The sequence below is a fragment of the Oscillospiraceae bacterium genome, assembly GCA_025758045.1.
Classification (GTDB): Bacteria; Bacillota; Clostridia; order Oscillospirales; family Ruminococcaceae; genus Gemmiger.
Map to the genome: position 1 here is coordinate 989,512 of CP107208.1, position 23,288 is coordinate 1,012,799.

At 53.2% G+C, this 23,288-nt stretch carries 16 protein-coding genes; 15 read left to right on the forward strand and 1 reads right to left on the reverse strand.

What is annotated here, in order from left to right; all coding sequences use genetic code 11:
• Positions 1–110: 110 nt before the first annotated feature.
• Positions 111–1,256 (reverse strand): HipA domain-containing protein, encoded by a 1,146-nt coding sequence (locus OGM81_04725; GenBank protein UYJ44441.1) that lies wholly within the window; start codon positions 1,254–1,256, stop codon positions 111–113.
• A gap of 273 nt (positions 1,257–1,529) precedes the next feature.
• Between OGM81_04725 and OGM81_04730 the strand changes: the two genes are divergently transcribed.
• The 15 genes from OGM81_04730 to OGM81_04800 all read left to right on the forward strand — a co-directional run bounded on the left by OGM81_04730 (position 1,530) and on the right by OGM81_04800 (position 23,112).
• Positions 1,530–2,477 (forward strand): toprim domain-containing protein, encoded by a 948-nt coding sequence (locus OGM81_04730; protein ID UYJ44442.1) that lies wholly within the window; start codon positions 1,530–1,532, stop codon positions 2,475–2,477.
• The gene (locus tag OGM81_04735) at positions 2,474–3,280 is read left to right on the forward strand and encodes an AAA family ATPase (protein ID UYJ44443.1); all 807 of its coding nucleotides are present in this window, start codon (positions 2,474–2,476) and stop codon (positions 3,278–3,280) included. The genes OGM81_04730 and OGM81_04735 overlap by 4 nt, the downstream gene beginning before the upstream one ends.
• Positions 3,237–4,181, forward strand: coding sequence for a ParB/RepB/Spo0J family partition protein (locus OGM81_04740; GenBank protein ID UYJ44444.1), 945 nt, complete (start codon positions 3,237–3,239; stop codon positions 4,179–4,181). The genes OGM81_04735 and OGM81_04740 overlap by 44 nt, the downstream gene beginning before the upstream one ends.
• Positions 4,182–4,190: 9 nt before the next feature.
• Positions 4,191–4,592, forward strand: coding sequence for a DUF3846 domain-containing protein (locus tag OGM81_04745; GenBank protein UYJ44445.1), 402 nt, complete (start codon positions 4,191–4,193; stop codon positions 4,590–4,592).
• Positions 4,592–5,170: a YodL domain-containing protein gene (locus OGM81_04750; protein UYJ44446.1), complete on the forward strand. Its 579-nt coding sequence runs from the start codon at positions 4,592–4,594 to the stop codon at positions 5,168–5,170. The genes OGM81_04745 and OGM81_04750 overlap by 1 nt, the downstream gene beginning before the upstream one ends.
• Before the next feature lie 815 nt (positions 5,171–5,985).
• Positions 5,986–6,324: a TnpV protein gene (locus tag OGM81_04755; GenBank protein UYJ44447.1), complete on the forward strand. Its 339-nt coding sequence runs from the start codon at positions 5,986–5,988 to the stop codon at positions 6,322–6,324.
• On the forward strand, positions 6,261–12,734 hold the full coding sequence (locus OGM81_04760; protein ID UYJ44448.1) for an N-6 DNA methylase: 6,474 nt from the start codon (positions 6,261–6,263) through the stop codon (positions 12,732–12,734). The genes OGM81_04755 and OGM81_04760 overlap by 64 nt, the downstream gene beginning before the upstream one ends.
• A gap of 69 nt (positions 12,735–12,803) precedes the next feature.
• Entirely contained in the window at positions 12,804–13,535 is a 732-nt protein-coding gene (locus OGM81_04765) for a CAP domain-containing protein (GenBank protein UYJ44449.1), read from the forward strand.
• Between the two features lie 64 nt (positions 13,536–13,599).
• The gene (locus tag OGM81_04770) at positions 13,600–13,866 is read left to right on the forward strand and encodes a type II toxin-antitoxin system prevent-host-death family antitoxin (GenBank protein ID UYJ44450.1); all 267 of its coding nucleotides are present in this window, start codon (positions 13,600–13,602) and stop codon (positions 13,864–13,866) included.
• Complete coding sequence (locus OGM81_04775) at positions 13,863–14,213, forward strand: type II toxin-antitoxin system RelE/ParE family toxin (GenBank protein UYJ44451.1); 351 nt, start codon at positions 13,863–13,865, stop codon at positions 14,211–14,213. Before OGM81_04770 ends, OGM81_04775 begins: the two co-directional genes overlap by 4 nt.
• 58 nt (positions 14,214–14,271) lie before the next feature.
• Positions 14,272–14,685, forward strand: coding sequence for a hypothetical protein (locus tag OGM81_04780; protein ID UYJ44452.1), 414 nt, complete (start codon positions 14,272–14,274; stop codon positions 14,683–14,685).
• Positions 14,682–15,428, forward strand: a complete 747-nt coding sequence (locus tag OGM81_04785) for a DUF3849 domain-containing protein (GenBank protein ID UYJ44453.1) — start codon at positions 14,682–14,684, stop codon at positions 15,426–15,428. The genes OGM81_04780 and OGM81_04785 overlap by 4 nt, the downstream gene beginning before the upstream one ends.
• Positions 15,429–15,495: 67 nt before the next feature.
• Complete coding sequence (locus tag OGM81_04790; protein UYJ44454.1) at positions 15,496–21,756, forward strand: SpaA isopeptide-forming pilin-related protein; 6,261 nt, start codon at positions 15,496–15,498, stop codon at positions 21,754–21,756.
• Between the two features lie 78 nt (positions 21,757–21,834).
• Positions 21,835–22,593 (forward strand): class B sortase, encoded by a 759-nt coding sequence (gene srtB, locus OGM81_04795; protein ID UYJ44455.1) that lies wholly within the window; start codon positions 21,835–21,837, stop codon positions 22,591–22,593.
• A 15-nt stretch (positions 22,594–22,608) separates the two neighbouring features.
• Positions 22,609–23,112, forward strand: coding sequence for a recombinase family protein (locus OGM81_04800; protein UYJ44456.1), 504 nt, complete (start codon positions 22,609–22,611; stop codon positions 23,110–23,112).
• The last annotated feature ends 176 nt before the right edge of the window (positions 23,113–23,288 follow it).

Genomic DNA, 23,288 nt, shown 5'->3' on the forward strand with positions numbered 1-23,288 from the left:
TGGCGCATGACTGTCATCGGCATTAGGCAGCGACATATAGCTTCTGTAATTTTTAACTGCCTACAATTTGTAGTCATTTCACAAACCGTATGCTTTGGAGCTATTTCAGCTTATGCCCTATTAAATCGAAGCATTTGAATTCGACCACTAACAGCGGCGGCAATTTTCGCGGCTCGTCCATCATCAAACTGGGCGGCTGTTCGGAAGATTTCTTCTGCTTTATTGGAAAATCCATCAAGGCGCTCCAGCGGCAGATCCACATAAGGCGCAATCAGCTTTAGCTGGGATTGCTGTGAGGTTTCAAACGGTTTTGCGGGAACCATGGCTTCCGCATTGATCGCGCGGGTGAGGGTCATCTGCCAAAGGCTTGTGCCGCTGTCATAGATGGGCGCTGTTCCTTTCCATTCCAGCGTTTCGGAATCACGCAGGAAACCGAAATTGCCAAGATGGCGATCCGTGTTGGCTAAGATGAAATCGGCAGCCAGCATATTGCAGACCGCTTTCTTTGCATCAGAAATTCCGACGGTCCGGCAGCAGGCGTTGAAGTGTTCCCAATTGGAAACGCCCTGCGCTTGCGGCAGCAGCCGCATAAATTGGGCGGCGGTGACAAGCTCGGTGTGGTCATTGGTAAAGCACGCGCAGGCGGACATGACCTGCCCGCCCTGCTCTACGAGCCAGTAGGGGACGTGCGGCGTACCAAGCGCATCATACAGAGCCGTGGCAACAATTTCGTTGTAAGGCTCCTGCTTGTAAATGCCCGATCCTGCTTTTAAGAGGATTCGTTTTCCGTCCGCAATGCGCCAGCGCTTTTGTAAAAAGCCGTCTGAGGTATTGCAGGGGGAACACAAATCCGGCTGTGCCGAGAGAACCCCCTCGCCAAACAAAGCGCGTCCCACATCGTCAGAAAAGTCATTCCCGTAGAAATTTACATCGCGCCAGTTCTGTGGGGCATCGCAGGGCGTGACCCAATACTGGTCTGAAAGGCTCAGCCCGCTGCATTTGACAAGCAGAAGTTCGGCGTAAGGAATATGCAGCGTTTCCAAGGCGTGCTCCAGCCCGGAACGGCTTGCCGGGATACCGCGCCCTGCCCACCATTTGCGCAGGGACAGAACATCAAAGCTGCCATCGCTATGCTTTGCGCCAAGGGGAATCCTCTGCGCCGAAAGAACCTCCGCCACATCAATAATGTCGCCGGTCTTTTCCGCTATTTCAATAACAGCCACTTGATGATTGCGCTGCATCAGGAAAAATTGCACTCTGCTCACCTACCTTACCTTATAGAATGATTATACTCTATCCGGCTGGTCTTTGCAATCTGCGTTTTTGCCGCAGCGTCAATCCTTTTCTGTACACCAAGGGGGAAGTATATCTTTTTTTGGAAACGGGGTGCCGTCTGTGTTTTCCCCCACACCCCCTTTCAGCCAGCTGAAGTGACAAATAGCCAGCTAAAAACAAATAATCGTATCCTTGGCACCTTACCTATTTTGTAGGCAAGGTGCTTTTTTCATACAGAAACGGAGGTCACCCCCATGGGAAAATACCAAAAGAACATCGAAGCTGCCCGCCGAATTACCGTGATGCAGTATTTGGAAACCTATCACCCCGGCGAACTTGTGCGCAAAACGGATCGCGAGTACTGCACTCGGACGCACGATAGCCTGATCATCACGCCTGCCAATGGATTCTTCCACTGGTTTTCGCGTAATGTAGGCGGCAACAACGCCATTGATTATCTGACCAAGGTGGAGGGCATGGACTTTGTATCAGCGGTTCGTCTGCTGAACGAGATGGCACCGGTCGCTGTTTCTTTTCAACCGGCTAAGGCAGCGCCTGTAAAGCCGCACGAGCCTCGTCCATTTACACTTCCTACCCCGGATCGAAACGTCGAAGCCGTTGCTGCCTACCTGATGCACCGCGGTATCAGCCCTAAGGTCCTGCGCTACTGCGTGGGCAGCGGCATCCTGTACCAGACCACGCGCGGCAACTACCGCAACTGCGTTTTTGTGGGCAAGGATGAAGGCGGCGTTCCGCGTTCTGCTTTTCAGCGTGGCTGCCAAGGTACCTACCGCGGTGATGTCACCGGCAGCCAAAAGAAGTACGGATTTCTGATGCAAGCGGAAAACCCGGACTGCGATACCGTGGAGCTGTACGAAGCCCCGATTGATGCTATGTCCGGCGCGACCTTGCGGCAGTATACAGACATCGGAAAGTGGCGCAGTGTGCATTATCTGGCGCTGGGCGGGCTGAACTATCTGCCCATCGACTACTTTTTACAGCAGCACCCGCAGGTGAAAAATGTGGTGCTCTGCTTTGACCGTGATGAACCGGGGCTGCGCTTTACCGAAACGGTTGCCCAGCGCCTTGCCGAGCGCGGATTTAATGTGGAAAAGCGGCTGCCTGCCGTTGGCAAGGACTACAACGAAAGCCTTATCTGGTACAAGTCAAAGATTGAAAAACAGCGAGGTGAGCGTGTATGAGAACAATAGCGATTGCCAACCAAAAAGGCGGTGTGGGCAAAACCACGACCGCCGTAAACTTGGGCGTAGCGCTGGCGGATATGGGTTATAAAGTTCTTCTGGTAGACGCCGACCCGCAGGGTGACTTGAGCAGTTACCTTGGCTACACCGGCGCTGCCAACAGCGCCACAATCAGCGACCTGATGGAATCTGTTATTTCAGACGAACCGGCACCGGAGGTGGTGATGCACCATGAAGAACAAGTGGATTTTATTCCCTCGGACATTGGACTGTCGGATATGGAAGTTCGGCTGGTCAATGTAATGGCGCACGAGCGCATCATGGCACAGGCACTGGAGCCGTTCAAGGACAAATACGATTACTGCCTGATCGACTGTATGCCCTCGCTGGGTATCCTTACGGTGGCTTCGCTTGTGGCTGCTGACCGGGTGCTGATCCCTGTGCAGGCACAGCATTTTGCCTTGAAAGGCGTGGTGTCGCTGATCAAATCCATCAATCAAATCACGCGCCGCATCAAGCCGGAGCTTGAAATTGACGGCATTGTTCTGACCATGGTGGACCGGCGCACCAATCTGAGCAAAGATGTCTGTGCCGCTTTGCGGAATTCCTACGGATACGCACTAAAAATCTACCGCACGGAAATTCCCATTAGCACACGCACCGCGGAGAGTGCCTCCAGCGCCCACAGTGTGCTGAGCTACGATGCAAGCGGTGCAGCAAGCGTCGCCTATAAAACCTTGGCAAAGGAGGTCGTGGACAATGAGAGAGTACGGCAGCAATATCATACTCCCCTCACTCGATAATCTCTTTTCCAGCGAGCAGGAACGGCAGGATGCCAAGTTGGAGAAAATCCAGATTCTACCGCTGTCGGAGCTGCACCCCTTTGAGGGGCATCCGTTTCAGGTGCGCGATGATGAGGAAATGGACAAGATGGTGGACAGCGTCAAGGAGTATGGCGTGATGACTCCCGCCATCGTTCGCCCACGACGGGACGGCGGTTATGAAATTGTAGCCGGACACCGCCGCTGCCACGCCAGCCAACGCGCCGGAGTGGACACCATGCCTTGCATTGTGCGGGATATGGACGATGACACCGCCATTATTTTGATGGTGGATTCCAACTGCCAGCGCGAGCATATTCTGCCAAGCGAAAAGGCAAAGGCGTACCAGATGAAATTGGAGGCAATCAAAAGAAAAGGCGGCAGACCGTTAAAAATAAATTCTGGCCAACTTGGCCAGAATTTTTCGCAGCCATATTCCGTTGAAAAAGTTGCCGATGAAGCTGGAGAGAGTGTAAAGCAAGTTCAGCGTTTTATCCGCTTGAACAACCTCACCCCAGACTTGATGCAGCTTGTGGACAACGGCAGACTTAAGACCACCCCTGCTGTGGAGTTGAGCTATCTGACACCGGAGGAACAGGAAGAATTTCTCTCTTATATGGAAGAAGAAGGCTGCACGCCGTCTTTGTCCCAAGCGCAAAAACTCAAAGCTGCCAGCAAGGAAAGCGTCCTGACAAAAGACAAAATCCACGGGATTATGTCTGCCCGTTCTCCCAGTGTAAAGCCGCGCGAGCCGCAGCTCACGATAGCCGTTTCCAAGGTCGAGCGCTATTTCCCGAAGGGCTTTTCCTCCGAACAGATGGAAAGCACCATCCTGAAACTTTTGGAAAACTACTATCGCAAGCAGCAGGATTACAAGCGATGAGGTGGCGGTATGACAAGAGTTTTGGTCGTTGAACCGGGCTACTGCCCCTATCAGGCTGCCTTTGACAGCCCGCAGGCGGCGATTTCCGAAGTGATCGAGGGCGACAGTTTGCTGCTGAAACCGTTCGGCACATCGAAAATCGGCGTTGTGTGCAGTAAAAACCAAAGCCGGCTAAAATACAACAGACAGCTGGAAGATGGCTGTACCATACGCGGGCGATTTCTGGTTTGTGGACTCAGTGAGTCCAAAATGTTGGGGCTTTCCAAAGAACAGGCAGAGCGCTACAATCGGCTTCTGTTCTTCCCGCAGGTGGAAGATATGCTGTCCGGTGATTTGCCGATTGCCAAGGTGCGACCCCAAGACGAGCGCTACGGAAACAAATTGTCATTTTGGGAAAGGTTGGAACGATAATGCGCGAGAAAGAAGATAATATCATTGGCTATATCGAATATCTTAGTGATGATGGAAAAACAATCGGATATGTTACTCCCTTTACGGATGTAGACATATTTAGAAAGGAAATCTTGGAAGCAGCTGAGGTTGGTATGCCGATTACCCCGGTTGTGTTCCCGGATAAGTTGGACAAGCCATTGGGATTGCCGCGGGACATCTATTGGCCGGGCGGCTTTCGTAAAGAAAAGAGACAGACTTACCCTTATGAGATTTACCAAACCAATAACCGTAATTTCGTTTTCAGAAACTATGCTTATGCGAAAACCCGTATGAAGGCTACGGATTATAAACTTGTTTATAGTGGACAGATGGAACGCTGGGATGAGCCTGAAGATATTTATATAGCGCATAACCAAAGCAACCGTCCCAATGCTCAAAAGATGCGTTCTGTTTCTATCAGCGATATTATTGTGATCCACAACAGGAGCGAAACACAGGCTTTCTATGTAGATGAATATGGTTATCGTCAGGTTGATTATCTATTGCCGGAGTTAGAGAATTTGAAACAAGCCGAACCGGAACTTTATGAACGATGAGGAGTAGCAAATGGCAAAATACGAAAATATCCGTGCGCTTGCCAAAAAGCAACTGCAAGCCGTCACGGAGAGCAGCGACCGCTGGAAAGCATTTTTGCGGACAGCGGCCATTGCTTATAATTATAGTTTCCCGAACCAGCTTTTGATTCACGAGCAAAGCCCCACCGCCACAGCCGTGGCCGACATAGCCTACTGGAATAATAATGCGGGCCGCTGGGTCAAGCGCGGCGCACACGGTATCGCGGTATTTGACACTCGCGCCAATTCTTCCCGGCTGCGGTATCTGTTTGACATTTCCGATACCATCCCCCGTGCAGAGATTCCCGACGCGCTGCCGTGGGTCATTACAGACCAGAACTGGCGGCCTGTTTGGGATAAAATCGTAGCGGATAATCACGCTGACAGCATCCAGAGCGCCCTCCTCATGCTCTCTACATCCTGCGTTGCCCAGCGCAGCGCCATGTTCACAACCGCACTGGGAAATGCCATAGACGGCAGCAGCTTACAGTGGGCCAAGCCGGACGAACAGCGGCAGCAATTTTTACAGCTTATCACCCAAAGCTGTCTGTATATGGCCGCGCTGCGGTGCGGCGTGGATACTGCGCGGCTGGACCTGTCTGCCCTTGAATCCGTGAACCAGTTTGATACAAACCGCATTGCTCTGTGTTTGGGCAGCGCTTGCCAACAGGCGGCACGGCCTCTCATGCAGCAGATAGGAAGCATCACGAGAGAAATTGACAGTGTTGCACGCGCCGAAAAAGTCCGCTATTATGGTGACAAACAGGAAGAAACCAATAACACCAAGGAGGTCAACAATGGAGTACATGATGGTGAACGGCTACCAAATCCCGGCGCTGACGCTGAACGAGCCGCCGATGCCGGAAATCGGCAAGTACGGCAGCCTGCGGCGGAAATTCCTGCTGGAGTACGCCCCGATGATGTTCGACGAGATGATGCTGGAGGGAACGCTGTACCCGCATCTGGTGGAGATGGACAACGCAGTACACCGGCAAATCGAGCAGACGATGCAGACGCTGATGCAGCAGAGCACCGCCCCAAACCGGCAGACCGACCCTATGGGCTGGACGCAGTGGATGAACGCCTTGCAGAGCCAAGCCGAGGAACTGGCGATGCAGCAGATTTACAGCCTGTAATACAAGAACCCCAAGCGGAGAGCGATACCACGCCCTCCGCTTTTTCTGTACCCATTTCTGATTTGCCGCCGCTGAGCGATGAACTGATTCTAGGCTTACTGGCGAAAGAATCCTCCAGCCGTGCCGACAATGCGGCTATTCTGGAATATTTCAATGAGCATCCCGACCTTGCCGAGCGCAGCGCCTTTTGCAAGCACTGTTACAAGCAAATTTATACATATTTGTTCGTGGATGACAATACCGTGGGTTTTATCCGGCATGATATGTACCTTGAACTTTGGGAGGGCAACTATCTTACCAAAACAGCACAGGTCAATCTGACATGGGATGCTGTTGCCGCAAAGATTGCTGACCTCATCGAGCAAGGGCGTCTGATGGTTCCCATCAAGGCTACACCCGTGCAGCAGCAGATGGAGCAGCTTACTCTTACTCCCGAAGATTCTGAAAAGGCAGGACTGCCGAGCCATGAGCAGCAAGCAAAAAATATCGACCTTGCGGCAGAAGCCAAAAAGTGGAACAAGCCCATCATTGACGCATCCGGCAAGTACATTACGGAGCAGGACATTACCGATGCACTGTGCAAAGGCGGCGGGTTTGAAGATAGCAAATTTCGCATTCAGCAATATTTCTCTGCACAGGTACTTCCTATCGAGGAAGATCAAGCCCGCTGGCTGAAAAAAGAATACGGCATCGGCGGCGGTACATGGTTCTTCCGTGATGGTGGGCACGGCTTTCTTGACCACATGGGCAAAAATCTTGAAATCACCCGACGTACAGAGGACGGCGAGTATCGCCGCGTTTTGAAGTGGAAAGAGGTTGCCCAACGCCTGCGGCTTTTGGTTTACAACGACCAGTATCTGACCGATGCCGAAAAAGCTACCTATCAGGCATGGGCAGCAGAACAGCAAGCCGCTCGTGCAGCGAACGATGCCGCACTCGCCCATGCAAAACACGCCATCACGGATTTCTGCGAGAATGAGGGGCTAAACGAGCCGAATTTCTCCGACTTGACCCGCGTGGAGTTTGCTTACTCTACCACCGAGGACGATGAGCACGAGATCCAAGTGTATGCCAATCTTCTGCGGAACGAAATCCGCTATGAAGTTGACGGTAACATTGTCCATATCGACTACTTCCAAGATAACCACGAGCTTGCTGCGCAGGGCATTGAAAACAGCGCTTTCTCGGATTTTATCAATACCGCCGAAGCAGAGTTTGAAAAGCATCATCCGACTACAAGAAAAGTCGAAAAATCACCTGTAACTATCGGCAGCACGGTTTATCTGGAAGATGCCAGACCCTTTACCGTGGAGGAAATCGGCAGAGAAAACATTCATCTGCGGGATGAAAGTTTCCCGCTGGTAGGCCGTGCCGTCAGCCATGAAGAATTTGCGCGGCTGCTTGCGGCCAACCCCAAAAATGCAGCACTATCCGCCCCGGAAGTTCCAAGCCGCCAAGAGCAGCCGGAAGAAACTGCCGAACCCATCGTGGGCGAAGTCATCGAAGAACCCAACCCCTTTGTGGCGCAGGTTATGGCGGACGCAGAACGGCTTTCGGCAGAAGATGAACCTTACCACCGCGAACCCATTACCTATGAAGCCCCTTATCTGGATAACCTGCCGACAGCACAGCGAGAAAAGTTTGCAGCCAACATTGCCGCCATCCAAAAGCTGAAAAAAATTGAGCAGCGCGTAGCGAACGGCGGCAGCCCTGCTTTTGAGGATGAACAGAGAATTTTAGCACAGTACACGGGCTGGGGCGGGCTTTCGGATGCGTTCGACCCGAACAAAAGTGCATGGTCGAACGAGTACAGCCAGCTGAAAGCAGCATTGTCTGAATCTGAGTATGAAGCTGCCCGCAGCAGCACCCTGACGGCGTTTTATACCCCCGCCACCGTTATCCACCCCATCTACCGTGCACTGGAGCGCTTCGGCGTAAAGGGCGGCAAGATCCTAGAACCCAGCATGGGCACAGGCGCATTTCTCGCACACGGACATTTTGGCAGCAGTGATGCCAAATTCTACGGCGTAGAATTGGACAGCATCACAGGCCGCATCTCCAAGCAGCTATATCAAAAGGCTAATATCCAAGTGACTGGCTATGAAAATGCGCTTCTCCCCGACAACTATTTTGACTGCGTTATTGGCAATGTCCCTTTCGGCAATTTCCAAGTCAATGACCCGCAGTATAACCGGCTGCATTTTCCCATTCACGACTATTTCTTTGCCAAGAGCATCGACAAGTTGCGCACCGGCGGCATCATGGCGATCATCACCTCCAGCGGCACATTGGACAAAAAGGATGACCGCGCCCGCAAGTACATTGCCGAGCGCTGCGACCTTATCGGTGCGGTGCGCTTGCCCAACAATGCGTTCAAGGGCAGCGGAACTAAAATCATGACGGATGTAATTTTCCTGCAAAAGCGTGACACACTGCGCCAGCAGGACGAGCCTTGGCTGCACCTTGCAGAAGATGCCAACGGCATCACCATGAACCGCTACTTTGTGGAGCACCCCGAAATGATTTGCGGCAGAATGGAGATAGTCTCCGGTCCGTATGGCCCGACTTCCACCTGTCAGCCGATAGACCCCGATGCGGTGGACCGTTTCGGAAAGCCGTTGCTGGAAACGCAAATCGACACTGCCATGCAGCACTTGACCGCCACGCTGACAAAAGCCGAAATTTCCATACAGGAGGAAAGCGGCGAGGACACCAAGTACATTGATGCCGATCCCTTTGTGCGTAATTTCAGCTACACGGTAAAGGACGATAAAATCTATTACCGCGAAGGCGCAGTTATGCGGGAATGTAATCCCAACGCAGCATCTGCCGAGCGTATCCGCAAACTGGTGGAACTGCGCGATACCACCCGCGCTCTGATCGATGCGCAGTTGCAGGACTTGTCGGACGAGGAAATCCACCGTCTGCAAGCCCAGCTTAACCGCCAGTATGATGCCTTCCGCGCCAAGCACGGCCTAATCAACAGCCGCAGCGCGGAGTTGTCTTTCCGGGATGACAGCAGCTACTATTTGCTGTGTTCACTTGAAAATGTCGATGAAAAAGGAAACTTTATCAGCAAGTCGGATATGTTCACCAAAAGGACTATCCGCTCTGCACAGATACCAGACCACGCCGACACGGCATCGGACGCTCTGGCACTGAGCATCGGGGAACGTGCCAAGGTCGATATGCCTTACATGATGCACCTTACCGGGAAAGATGAAGCGACGCTTGCCAAGGAACTGGCGGGCGTTATTTTTGTAGAGCCTTTCCGCAAACAGGAGGACGGCAGCCCTGTTTACCTTATGGCGGATGAGTATTTATCCGGCAATGTACGCGAAAAGCTGCGTATTGCTCATGTTGCAGCCGACCAAGACCCGGCGTTCCGCATCAATGTAGAAGCGTTGGAACAGGTGCAGCCCAAGGACTTGACTGCGGGCGAGATAACGGTTCGGTTGGGTGTCACATGGATCGGGTCGGAAATCATCAAGCGGTTTGCCGATGAACTTTTTCAGTCAACCTACCGCGAACAGAAAATAGCTGTCCGTTACAATGAATATCTGAATAACTGGTATATTTCCAACAAGAGCCAGGGCAACGATAATATCCGCGTCACGAACACCTACGGCACAAAACGTATCAACGGCTATCATTTGTTGGAGAACGCACTCAATCTGCGCGCCACCAAAATTTACGATACAATCTATGACGAAAACGGCAAGGAGCAGCATAAACTCAATGGTCCTGCCACCGAAGAAGCACAGGCCAAGCAACGGATGATAGAAGATGCTTTTAAAGACTGGATTTTCAAGGACCGTGAGCGCCGGGAAAGCTTGGTGGCGCTGTACAATGAAAAGTTCAACTGCATCCGCCCCCGTGAGTACGACGGCAGCCACATCCAGTTTTTCGGTATGAACCCGGAAATCGCACTGCGGCCCCACCAGCGCAATGCCATTGCCCACATCCTGTACGGCCACAACACCTTGCTGGCCCATGTGGTTGGCGCGGGTAAAACTTACGAAATGGTTGCCGCCGCAATGGAAAAAAAGCGGCTGGGCCTGTGCAGTAAAACGCTTGTTGCCGTGCCAAATCATCTGACAGGCCAATTTGCCAGTGAAGCGCTGAAGCTATACCCCAATGCAAACATTTTGGTGACAACGCAGCGCGATTTTGAAAAGTCAAACCGTAAACGGTTTTGTGCCAAAATCGCCACCGGCAACTATGACATTGTGGTAATCGGTCACAGCCAGTTTGAAAAGATTCCACTTTCCGATGCCAGAAAAGCCGAGTTTATCCGCAAGCAAATTGACGAACTGGAGATGCAGTTGGAGAGCATGGACAACAGCGACAGCCGTCTGACCGTCAAGCAGTTGGAAAGTAAGAAAAAGCAGTTGAAAACCAAGCTGTCAAATTTGCTGGACGCCCCGAAGCGGGATGATGTGGTGACTTTTGAGGAACTGGGCGCAGACTCCCTCATGGTCGATGAAGCACACAATTTCAAGAACCTCATGACCGTTACAAAGATGCACAACATCGCGGGTATCAGCACTACCGAGAGCCAGAAGGCCAGTGACCTGTTTATGAAGTGCCAGTACCTTGATGAAATCACCGGAGCACGCGGCGTAACGTTTGCCACAGGCACCCCCATTTCCAACAGTATGACCGAGCTGTATACCATGCAGCGCTATTTGCAACAGTACACCTTGGAACGCAACGGCCTTGCAAACTTTGATAGTTGGGCGGCCACCTTTGGCGAAACCGTCACAGCCATCGAACTTGCGCCGGAGGGAACCGGCTACCGCACAAAAACACGCTTCGCTCGTTTTTTCAATCTGCCGGAACTTATGGCAATGTTCAAAGAATGCGCCGATATTCAAACAGCAGATATGCTGAAACTGCCTGTTCCTGCCCTTGTGGGCGGCAAGCCGACCAACATCCAGCTAAAGCCCTCCGAAATACAAAAGCAGATGGTGACAGAATTGGGCGAACGAGCCGACAAAATCCGCAATAAAATGGTAAAGCCCTATGAGGACAATATGCTGAAAATCACCAACGACGGACGCAAATTAGCTCTGGATCAGCGCTTGATCGACCCCGACTTGCCCGATGACCCTGACAGCAAGGTCAATATCTGTGTGGGCAAAATTTTTGAGATATGGGAGCATACCATGCCCCAACGCAGTGCGCAGCTTGTTTTCTGCGATCTGTCTACACCCAAAGCGGGCGTTTTCAATGTCTACGATGACATGAAAGCAAAGCTGATCGAGCGCGGAATCCCCGAAACAGAAATTGCCTTCATCCATGAAGCGAACACCGATGCCCGCAAGACGGAACTTTTCGGAAAAGTTCGCAGCGGTGCAGTTCGCGTGCTGATGGGCAGCACGGCCAAAATGGGAGCGGGCACCAATGTGCAACAGCGTCTTGTGGCGCTGCACCATCTGGATGTACCGTGGCGGCCATCTGATATTGAGCAGCGTGAGGGCAGAATATTACGACAGGGCAATGAAAATAAGGAGGTCTATGTTTTCCGTTATGTCACCGAAGGTACATTTGATGCCTACTCGTGGCAGCTTATCGAGAATAAGCAGAAATTCATCGGGCAAATCATGACCTCAAAATCTCCGGCTCGCAGCTGCGATGATATGGACGAGGCCGCGCTGTCCTATGCCGAGGTCAAGGCATTGGCAGCAGGCAATCCGCTTATCAAGGAAAAGATGGACTTGGACGTGCAGTTGACCCGTCTTAAAACACTGAAAGCTGCCCATGACAGCCAGCGTTATGAACTGGAAAATAAAATTGCCATCGGCTTCCCGGCTGAAATCCGAAAATGCAAAGAACAGATTGAAAATGCCACGGTAGACGCCGCCACCGTAAAGGAACACTCCGTAGTGGATGCGGACGGCAAAGATGTTTTCTGTATCCAGTTGGAAAAGAAAGTTTACTACGAAAAAGAACCTGCGGGGAAAGCCCTGTTAGGTCTGCTGGGCTTGGCACTGAATAGCGAAAAGCCCGTACCTATCGGGCATTTCAAGGGTATGGAACTGCAAATCCAACATCTGCCTTTTGGCAACGAGTACCATGCAAGATTGGCTGGCTCTGGTTCATATAGCACTCAGCTGGGAGCTGATGTGCTAGGCAATCTGACACGCCTTTCCAATTTGGCAAATGGTATTGAACCAAGCATTGAAAAGACCCGCAATATGCAAATCCAGTTGGAACAGCAGCTTGCCAGCGCCGAGGAAGAAGTCAAGCGGCCATTTCCACAGGCAACAGAACTGACTGAAAAGAGTAAGCGTCTTGCGGTGCTGGAGGGACTGCTGAACATGAACGACAAAGACATTGTGACCGACACCGAGCCGGAACAACAGTGTCAGACCGATAATCGACAGCGTGGACAGGGGGAGCGATAAATTCTATGATTAAAGGCAGAAAGACCAATCGTATACGCGACCACCCCAAGGATGAAAGGAGTAGTTTTTATGAAAAAATCTATTGTTGCATTGGGCATGGTATTGGCGCTGTCCGGGTGTGCAGCGGCAGCGGATGAAACTCTTGCGGCTGAACCGGCTGCACTGGTGGAAATCTCACCGGCCACCGAAGAAACTGCGCAGCTGGTGGAAGCTGCTGCAACTGCCGAACCTGCGCAGACAGCAACCCCTGAGCCGACACCCGAACCGACACCCGAACCGACACAGGCCCCCACGCCCGCGCCGACAGCAGAGCCTACGGCAGTCCCCACCGCAGAACCCACGCAAGCCCCGGTGGAGGAAACCGTAGCCGCCACTCCGGCACAGGTTAGTATGAGTTATGGTGCGGTGCCGTTCGACCTTGCAACCGGTACGGAGCAATGGTGGAGCATCGACAGCAGCGACAGCGCATACTGGGCCGTGCAGGAGAACATCAACGCCATCCGTGCGGCGGCGGGACTTTCCCCGCTGGCAATGGACGGCGGGCTGAGCGCGGCGGCAGATGCCCGCTGCGAGAGCTTTGTCGCGGGCGGTGTGTTCGACCACAGCGGCATGACCACCCGCAGTGAAATCTGCGCAGCCGGTCCTATCGGCTCGGCCAGCAGCGTATGCAGCTATTGGCAGAACAGTCCTGCCCACTATGCCAACATCACCAACGCCAGCTTTACGAGCATGGGTGTGGCCTGTTGGTTTTGCTCCACCGCCGAGGGGCAGTATACCTACTGGACTGTCACATTCAACTAAAACTCCTACTTGTTTTCATACACAAATTATGATATAATTTCTGTATGAAAGAGAGGTGCTATCTATGCCGAACATTCGTTCCAGCGCAGATTTGAGAAACAACTACAATGACATTTCCTCTTACTGCCATGCCTACAACGAGCCGGTCTTCATTACCAAAAACGGTAAGGGCGACCTTGCCGTTATGAGCATGGAAACCTACGAGGAAATGGCGGGCCGCATTGAACTGTACAGCAAGCTGCAAGAGGGCCTTGCCGACGTGGAAGCCGGGAACACGCGCCCCTTTGCCGATGTTATGGCTGATTTGCGCCACCGCAGGGAGCGCAGATGAAATACAACATTCATGTCACCCAAGCCGCCGAGCGCGATATGGCGAACGCCTACGACTATATCGACCTTGTACTGAAAAATCCAACTGCCGCCGACAAGCTGTTGGATGCGGCCGACGAAAAAATCGGAGCACTGGCAGAATTCCCGCACAAATTTGAAGTCGTTTCCGACAAACTGCTTTCCTTATGGGGAATCCGCTTCACCATCGTTATGAATTACCTTGCGTTTTACACGGTGGACGATGCCACGCAAACGGTGCATATCGTGCGGTTTCTCTACGGCAAAAGCAACTGGATCACCATTCTGAAAACAGATGCAGCAAACGGCAGTTTGCCGATGTTCTCATAACCGAATATTTTATCTGGGCGCTCACTTTTGTGGGCGCTTTTCTTTTTAGGAGGACGTTATGTCTTACGATGATATTATTGAAGTTTTGGCCGCTGCGCTGCTCGAAAAAGCAGAAACCGTAGGCTGTCTTGAAGTGCTGGACGGTTTCAGCCAGCGCCCAGACACAGAAATTGAAGTCAGCGCCCCAATCAGCGAGGAAATGCTGGCGTTGCCGCTGGACAAACAAGAGTGGCCGGAAGAGTGCACACCGATTTTGAAAGAAAGCAGTGCGGCCACGCTGGGCGAACTGGTAGAATATCTGAACCACTGCACAGCCACGGGGAAGAAGCTGAATGTTTCCGAAGATGCAGCGGCAGCCATGTTTCCGGCGCTTATCACATTCTGCTATGATACTGCGGATATGAACGGTAAACGCTTCTTTTGGGAATATATTCTTGAAAGCAATTCTCTTGTTTTTGAGGATGCCGAATGACCCCGCAGGAGCAGCTCTGCGAAAAAATGCGGGTGGAGCAGAGCGCCTATTGCCTATGGCTGACCGCACAGCCGCCAGAAGAAATTCTGAACCACGCCTACGAGTACAGCGTCCGTGAGGACATTATTCTGGCAACGGAAGAAATGAACCTCACCCCTGCACGGGTGCGGGCGCTGCTGAAATCTCCCGCGCCGCTGGCGGATGTGTATAAGGATTTTTCTAAGCTGGAAACCGATTATATGAGCATTGTGGCTCAGTGCGTGGAAGACCGTGCAGATGACTTGCTGAAAAAGGAGCAGCAGCAGAACCCACCCAAAGTATATCGACAGTCCGTCACTTATGCCCGCGAACACGGCGAATTGCAGCAGTACCATGCGTCTTGCCACTTGAATGAAAGGTGTCGGGACGAGATTGACGCAGCGCTTGCACAGCGCTTTGATGGTTTGCGGCTGGGCGCTGGCGCTGTTGAGCAGGTAGTGGCGGAATATGGTTTGGAGCGCACAAAATATGTGTTGGCAGCGGCCATTCAAACCCGTGATGGAGATGGTCGTATTTCTCGCACAAATAGAGAATGGGCAGATTCCATTCGCACGATCAAAGATATGGATCGCCGTGGACTTGACCGTTCCTGTTACTACGCTGACCTACAAGTGCATACCTGCCTATTGGACGGTTTTGTAAACCAAGTGCGAAAATTTGAAAAAGCCAAAGCCCAGCCCGCTCAGGATACCCCCGAAAGGTAACCGCAGCGTCTGCATTTTGCAGGCGCTTTTTTTCGTGAAAAAATCTCTGTTTTGAAAGGATTTCACAATGAAAGAAACACATTATAAATTAAAGCACCGCGTTACCGCGCTGTTTGCGGCGGCGGTAATGCTCTGCTCCATGCTGCCCGGTGCAGCGTTTGCGGAGGAACCCACACCGCAGCCCACCGAGGAAACCGTGCAGATGGAGCAGCAGACCGAGCCGTCTGAAACCGACAACGGGCAGGTCGACGAGAGCAGCCCCGACCCCGGTGCAGCTACTGCGGAAAGCGCGGCACCAACCACAGACGAGCCTGCTGAAGAAAAAGAGCCTTACACCTTTGCAGGTGATGTTTTGTATCAGGATATGCCGGACACCCCCACAGGCTCCTACCTTGGCAGCTACGGTTTGCCGGTGGCGACCGGTGAAACCAAAATCGGGCTTGGCGCGTGGGATGCCGATTTAGAACAAACCAATTATCTCAGCGCCGAGGCGCTGGACAGTGACAACCTGACGCTGGCAGCGCCCTTGCTGGAAGATACCGACTACGCCATTGTGCCGATTCTGGCACAGGTGGAGTACCCCACCGATGGCAGTTCCCTTGATCTGATTCTGCCAGACGGTGTGACCCTGCTGGACTACCACGGCGCACCCGTTGAAAACGCCCAAAGCCTATTGCATAGCGAATACAGCGAAACTTCTGCTGCTGTGCTGGGTGTATATGTACAGGCAGATGCAGATTTTACCGCGCAGCTGGTTTACACTGCGCCGGACGGCAGCGCCCTGACCAAAACCTTACAGGTGACCATCGACCGCAACGCCGCTGCCGAGTATCCCTTCCCTAACAGTGAAATTGCCGCCTTTGCCGAGCGTCCTACCCCTGCGGTGACCAGTGGCAAGATCACCAAGGTTGCCAAGGTCAACGGCACTTGGCTGATCTGGTTCAACGGCGAACCCGCCTACTGCTGCACCCACGGTGCCAACGGTCAGCCTGCGGGATGCCCGACATACACCTATGTGAACACTTCCACGGTTGGTGCAGACCAGTGCATCCCCGGCGACCACTACGGCAACCAGATTCGCATCTGGGGCGGCTTGAACCAGCTTTCTTTGGGCGATGCGGACGATCTGCCCGCTGTTTTTTCCGCTGACAAGGGTGAAGAAATCTCTCTTTTGAATTTCTGCGCATCAATTTATGACGATGTACAGATGTATATCATCGAGAACTTCCCCGAAAGCACTGCCGCGGAAATTTATCTTGCCTCTGCCGATGAGTTGCTGAACGGCGTGGAAACCTACGCCTCCGCCCGTGGGTACTACACCTACATCTATAATCCCGGTCGCGCAGGGTGGCAGACCGTTGCCCTGATCGGTCCTGAGATCGGTGAGGAGGAACCTGAGCCGGAACCTGTTGTGCAGGAATACTACGCCAGCTGGGAGGCACCGGCCCAGACTGCCAGCGGCAGTTTTGATTTTTCCTATGGAATCCGCACGGATAAGATCCAGCTGAAAACGCAGGAAAAGGTGGACGGCGCGACCATCGAGATCGAGCCCATCACCAAATCCGGCAGCATCGAGGGCGGCAGCTGGTCTATCAGTCCTGCCGGAAAGCAAACGGTGACCACCAGCGGTCATACCGCCGATGACAACTACCAGAAGAACGGTGGCGATGCAGGCGCAAGCTGGAGTCTGCACTATGCCGTTACCAAAACATCGGGCACTCGCAATGGACAGGTTGGTCCTTTCACCACGCAGGAGGCTGCTGATGCGGCCGCCAACAGTGCCCGCGACGCCGCCATTGCGGAATTGCAGGGTGAGGCACAAAATGCCGTGAACGCAGCAGTCAACAGCGCAAAAACCCAGTTGGGCAGTTTGCAGTTCCGATACGAAGAAATCGCCGTGCCCTACGGCTTTGAAAAGTACTGGGGCAGCAACGGCAGCTACCAGACTTTGACTGTGCCAGCTGACACCAACAACGAGTACCTGATGCGCAACACGGAATGGAGCCTGCAGGTCAATATCCGAAAAACCGACAGCGAAACCGGCAACCCGATTGCCGCCGACGCCTGTTATGAAATTTATCAGTGGGACAGTGTAAGTAATAAGTTTCTTGCAACAGGCGGCTACAACACTTACAGTGTGCAGCGCCAGGGCGACGGCAGCTATGCGGTCATCAACAGCGCCGCCTATGCCACCACGGATGCCATGCGCCACACGCTGTATTACACCCAGCGCAATCAGGGCAAGTTTATCCTTGTGGAAACCAAAGCCCCGACCAGCTATTTTGGTGACTGGACGGACATTGACCACCCCGGCACAGCGGGCACACCCTTGGGCAAGCGCGCCTATTACATCGAAATCACCGAAGCCAACGACAACGCGGTGCTTTGGCTGGACAATGCCGACTACAGCGCCGATATTCTGACAGCCGACAAGGGCGGCACTAAGCTGGTGACCAGCGGCGGCGTGGAAACCACCGTATCAATTTATAGCACCGCCAAAGATTCTACCCGCACTTATAACACCGACAACAGCGGCAAGGCTGCCAATGAGGACAGCTACACCACCACCGCCACGGACGGCGTGATGAAAAACGACCGCACGTTGGGTGAGATCAGCATTTCCAAGGTGGATTTGGATGCTGTGAAATATACAAATCACGGCAATGCCGCGCTGGACGGTGCCGTGTACGACCTCTACGCTGCCGAGGACATCACCCACCCGGACGGCGTGACCGGCGTTGTAGACTATTCCAAAATCGTGGATGCAGACGGCACTCCCCTCTGGCACACGACCATCCGTGACAACGGCGGGCAGTGGGTATCGGATTACCTGCCAATTCTCAAAAAAGACCATCTCGTAGCCAGCGCAAAAATCGAGGACGGCTGGCTGACCTTCGCAAACCTGTACCTCGGCAAATATTATGTAGTAGAGCGCTCCACCGGCACGGTCATTCCGCTGCGTGAGGGCGCTCTTGCTATATCCGGGACCTATCCCACCGTAGACAGCCGCACCAAAGCCGCCACCGGGCAGACCGCCGCGCTTGCCAAGAACGGCAGCGGCCAGTACACGGATTGGGTTTACAAGAACCAGTTTTCTACAGTCTCTAAAGGTAAAGCGTTGGATGGCTCTTGGACTTACGATGCCTATTACCTGTCCTTTGCAGACGGCTACCTCTGCGATGAACATAACTACTACATCACGCCAGCCTATTCTGATGAGGGTTGGTATGTAGAAAAGACCACCTTTGCCGACAATCGACAGGCAGCCGGTGAACAGATTGACAAGACCAGCTACAACGCCAATTACCACATCCATGCGGATAACGCTTTGGCCGAGAGCCAAGACCAAGTGGCAAAAGGCAATGTAGAAATCAGCAAAATCGTATCCTCCAGCGGCCAAAGCAATGGACTGGAACTGGAGGGCGCGGGCTTTACATTCTTCCTTGTGTCCGACCTGTCCAAACTGAAGCAGTTTGAGCAGACCCGCAGCGGCAGCTACACCCTGCAAAGCATTTTGGATGCCTACATTGATAAGACCTACGATAACGAGCATCCGAAGTGGGATTTTTCTGCGGAAACGCAGGCCATCGCAAAGACCTATGAGGTCAACGCTGACGAAATTGCCGCGTACAACAAAACGCTGACTGCCGCAGGAGAAAACAAAAACGGCAAGGGCAACGGCTGGCAACCCACCGGCAGCGCCAACGAATACCAGCTTGCCGAGATCTTCAGCAATGACACCGGGAATATTCGTGTGCAGGGCTTGCCCTATGGCACCTATCTGGTGGTCGAAACCACCGTTCCCAAGGATTTGTATCAGGCGGAACCGTACTTGGTGGTCATCGACAAAAACAGCCCGATGAGCGCAATGGCAACGCCCAAGGATAGCAAAATTGTCGGTTCGGATTCTTACCAGAAGTTCACGGTTCTGGACGAGCAAATCGAGGTTTACCTGCGCATTACCAAAATTGACGAGGAAACCGGCAAACCCGTGCTGCTGCCGGGTACGGCGTTCCAGATCTACTATCTGGACGATGACGGCAATTATCGCATGGAAAACGGCGCGCCCAAGCTGGTGCGCATGACTGACACCGTAAACGGGCATCTTACCAAGAATGTCACCACCTTCTACACCAACGCCGAGGGCATCCTGACCCTGCCCGAAAAACTGCCGCTGGGCGAATACCGCATTGTGGAAACCACCGCGCCCAACGGCTATTACAATGCATGGGCTGCCGATGCAAGCCACTACGTTGACTTCACCATTACCACCGATCGTATTTATCAGGCGACCGGCGATAAAAACGAAAACGGCATGGATACGCTGGTGATTGGTGAGAAGTATTCCAACCACGAAACCCTTGGCAAGCTGACCATTTGCAAGACCGGCGAGGTGCTGATGGGCTGGCAGTCTGAGCCGGGCAGCATTGATCCGTGGATGACGAGCGAAGCGGAAAGCGGCGACTTCACCTACGAAACCCGCCCGCTGGCCGGTGCCGAGTATACCATCACGGCAGCCGAGGACATCTACACGCAGGATCGCCAGCTGGATAACTACGGCAACCGCACCCTCTGGTATGCCAAGGGCGATGTGGTGGCAGTCGTAACCACAGGCGACGGCACTGCCGACACTGCCGTCTTTGCCCCTGCGCGCACCGCGGCGACCTATGATTTTCTGTCCGTCATCTACGACGGCACCATCGGTGAAGTCAGCGTGACCCTGCCGTTGGGCAGCTATCACATTGCGGAAACCAAGCCGCCGTATGGCTATGCAGGCACGGACGCCACCTTTGATGTGACCCTTGCGTGGGACAACCAGACGCAGGAAATTGTTGCGACTGACGCTGTTGAATTCCATAACGAGCGCGAAAAGGCCAAAGTCGGCATCTACAAAACCGATCTGGAAAGCGGCAAATACCTTGCCGGTGCCGTGTTCAACCTGTACACCGCCGATGACATTTACGATGCAGACGGCAGCCTTGTTTTTGCCGCCGGTGAGCTGGTGGCTACCAGCCCCGAAACCAATGCGGACGGCATCACCTACTTCGATTGCGATATTCCCATCCGCGGCGAGCAGTATGGCAGCAGCACCCACAAGGATGCCGCCACCAACAGCGGCAAGTATATCGTCAGGGAAATCCGCGCCCCGCTGGGTTACTATGTCAACGAAGAGCCGATGGAAGTCACCTTTACCTACGACGGCGAGGCGGTGCAGGTTTTGGAAAGCACCTGCACCAACAAACCCACCGAAATGTGGGTAAGCAAGCGCGATTTGACCAACGACGAGGAACTGCCCGGTGCCACTCTGACCATTCAGGATATGGACGGCAACATTGTGGAAAGCTGGGTGTCCACCGACACGCCCCACCGTGTGACGGGGCTGCACTTGGGCGATGCCTACACCCTGACCGAAACCCGCCCCGCCGATGGCTACGCGCTGGCAGATGAGATTACCTTCCGTCTGCTGCAAAAGGCGGACGAGGACGGTAACAACCTGCAGGAAGCCGAGGTCTATTACCTGACCACAAGAAACTTCCTGTTCTGGACTTGGGGTGACTGGAAGTTGTTGGACGATGCGACCGTGATTATGCGCGATGACACCATCAAGGCAGAATTCTCCAAGAAGGATCTGACCACAATGGAGGAGTTGCCCGGCGCGGAGCTGGTCATTACCGGCAAGGACGGCAAGGAAATCGACCGCTGGGTATCCACCGACAAACCTCACTGCATTGAGAAACTGCCCGCAGGCGATTATACGCTGACCGAAGTGAAAGCCCCTGACGCATACGCTTTTGCCGAAAGCGTACCGTTTACCGTGCTGCCCACCGGCGAGGTGCAGCAGTTTGAGATGCGGGACGATGTCATTAAGGTGGAAATCTCCAAGAAAGACCTGACCACAATGGAGGAATTACCCGGCGCGGAGCTGACCCTTACCGACAAGGACGGCAAGAAAATTGACCGCTGGGTATCTTCCGACAAGCCGCACTATATCGAAAAACTCCCTGCCGGTGAGTACACCCTGACCGAAATCACCGCCCCCAATGGATACGAAATTGCAGAGAATATTTCCTTTACGGTACTGCCCACCGGCGAGGTGCAGCGCGTAGTCATGAAGGACTCCCCCATCCCCGAACAGCCCGTGCAGCCGACACCGCCGAGTACCCCGACCCCCACACCGCTGATTCCCCAGACAGGCGATACTTTCCCGCTGGGGCTGCTTCTGGCGCTGGCGGGTCTTTCCTTGGCAGGGCTGGCGGCACTGATTTACAAGTGCGTCCACTGCAAAGCCGTTGCCGAGCATGACGAAACCGAGGACGGTGAACGTTAAGGAGCGTTTTTAACAATGACATATGTTTATGGTAACGGAGGTCCGCGAGGACCTCCTTCTTTTTATGAAAGGCAGACTATGAAACCAAAAATCACAATGTTTCTTTGCGGCGTGTCAGGTGCAGTTCTAATTGTCAGCGTTTCCTTGCTGACAGCATATTTTTGGAAATCGAAACAACAGGCGCACCTTTACAGCAACCTTGCCGCCGTAAGAGAGCAGGACACACAACCGGAAATTGCATCGCAATCCTCGGTACAACCAACCAGCCGAAACTTGTATTTGGAAAACGCCGATATGATCGGCTGGATTCAAATTGAAGGCACCAGCATCGACTATCCCGTGATGCAGACACCGGCAGACCCCAACTATTATCTGAAGCACGACTTTGAAAAGAACTACACGGACTACGGCTGCCCCTTTATACAGGCGAACTGCGATGCGCTTGCCCCGTCCGACAACCTGATTATTTACGGTCACAACATGAAAGACGGCTCGATGTTCGCAGACCTTGCCAAGTACCGCAGCAAGGATTTCTGGCAAGCACACAAAACCGTCCGGTTCGATACCGCACTGGGCAGCAGCGCCTATGAGATTTTTGCCGTGATTCACACGACCGTGCAGGCAGATTCTGCCGATGCGTTCCCGTTCTATCGGTTTGTGAACGCAGTAGCCCCGGAAGATTTTGCCGATTATGTGTCAGCCTGCCAATCGCGGGTGCTGTACGATACAGGCATTTCAGCTGAGTACGGCGACAAGCTGCTCACGCTTTCCACCTGCGACAACATCACCGATGACGGCAGATGGCTTGTGATTGCCAAACAAACCGAAACAGAATAGAGGAAACAAAAATCCATGAAAACAACAAAGGAACCCCAGCGCGCGTGGTTGTATGCGCGCGTCCCCGGCAACTATGTAGAAAGCAAAAACACCCTGAATGTTTTGATGCTGCAGGCGCAGCGCGATGGTGCCGAAGTGGTTGGCTGGGGATATGACATTCACCACGGCTGGCTGCGCCGCCCTGCTTACCGCAAGATGATGCGCGAGGCAAAGGCAGGACATATTGAGAGAATTTATATCTGCCGTATGAGCCAGATCAGCGGCGAAGAACGGCACTTGATTTCCTTTTTCAGGCGGCTAATGCGGTACAAGGTGAATGTCATTGCTACCGAGTACGCCCTGAATCTAAAGGTACCTGCCTACCACATGGGCACGGTAATTGATGAAATCTGCGCCCGCAAAGGGTGGGAGCGACCTTGGTTTGTTTCAGAAAGCTCGGAACGGCATTGCGTTAGCAACGCCGTGGCAAGCACGTCATTTGGTACACCAAACGACAACTTGTTAGGGGAGAACCCCTAAGACCCCTCTTTCTGCAATGGACTTAAAACGATAATTCTGGTGGAAATAATTCCCGCCACATAGGAGAACTGCTTGCTTTTTGCACGGCAGATGGCACAATAACACTGAAAATATATTCAGTGAAAACAAATTCAGCGTTATCCCGCCAAACATAACCTGTCTGTCTGCCGGGTTGG

Excerpts from the sequence above, each read along its gene's own strand:
- OGM81_04730 (UYJ44442.1), top strand. The coding sequence starts at position 1,530 with ATGGGAAAATACCAAAAGAACATCGAAGCTGCCCGCCGAATTACCGTG.
- OGM81_04735 (UYJ44443.1), top strand. The coding sequence starts at position 2,474 with ATGAGAACAATAGCGATTGCCAACCAAAAAGGCGGTGTGGGCAAAACC.
- OGM81_04740 (UYJ44444.1), top strand. The coding sequence starts at position 3,237 with ATGAGAGAGTACGGCAGCAATATCATACTCCCCTCACTCGATAATCTC.
- OGM81_04745 (UYJ44445.1), top strand. The coding sequence starts at position 4,191 with ATGACAAGAGTTTTGGTCGTTGAACCGGGCTACTGCCCCTATCAGGCT.
- OGM81_04750 (UYJ44446.1), top strand. The coding sequence starts at position 4,592 with ATGCGCGAGAAAGAAGATAATATCATTGGCTATATCGAATATCTTAGT.
- OGM81_04755 (UYJ44447.1), top strand. The coding sequence starts at position 5,986 with ATGGAGTACATGATGGTGAACGGCTACCAAATCCCGGCGCTGACGCTG.
- OGM81_04765 (UYJ44449.1), top strand. The coding sequence starts at position 12,804 with ATGAAAAAATCTATTGTTGCATTGGGCATGGTATTGGCGCTGTCCGGG.
- OGM81_04770 (UYJ44450.1), top strand. The coding sequence starts at position 13,600 with ATGCCGAACATTCGTTCCAGCGCAGATTTGAGAAACAACTACAATGAC.
- OGM81_04775 (UYJ44451.1), top strand. The coding sequence starts at position 13,863 with ATGAAATACAACATTCATGTCACCCAAGCCGCCGAGCGCGATATGGCG.
- OGM81_04780 (UYJ44452.1), top strand. The coding sequence starts at position 14,272 with ATGTCTTACGATGATATTATTGAAGTTTTGGCCGCTGCGCTGCTCGAA.
- OGM81_04785 (UYJ44453.1), top strand. The coding sequence starts at position 14,682 with ATGACCCCGCAGGAGCAGCTCTGCGAAAAAATGCGGGTGGAGCAGAGC.
- OGM81_04790 (UYJ44454.1), top strand. The coding sequence starts at position 15,496 with ATGAAAGAAACACATTATAAATTAAAGCACCGCGTTACCGCGCTGTTT.
- srtB (UYJ44455.1), top strand. The coding sequence starts at position 21,835 with ATGAAACCAAAAATCACAATGTTTCTTTGCGGCGTGTCAGGTGCAGTT.
- OGM81_04800 (UYJ44456.1), top strand. The coding sequence starts at position 22,609 with ATGAAAACAACAAAGGAACCCCAGCGCGCGTGGTTGTATGCGCGCGTC.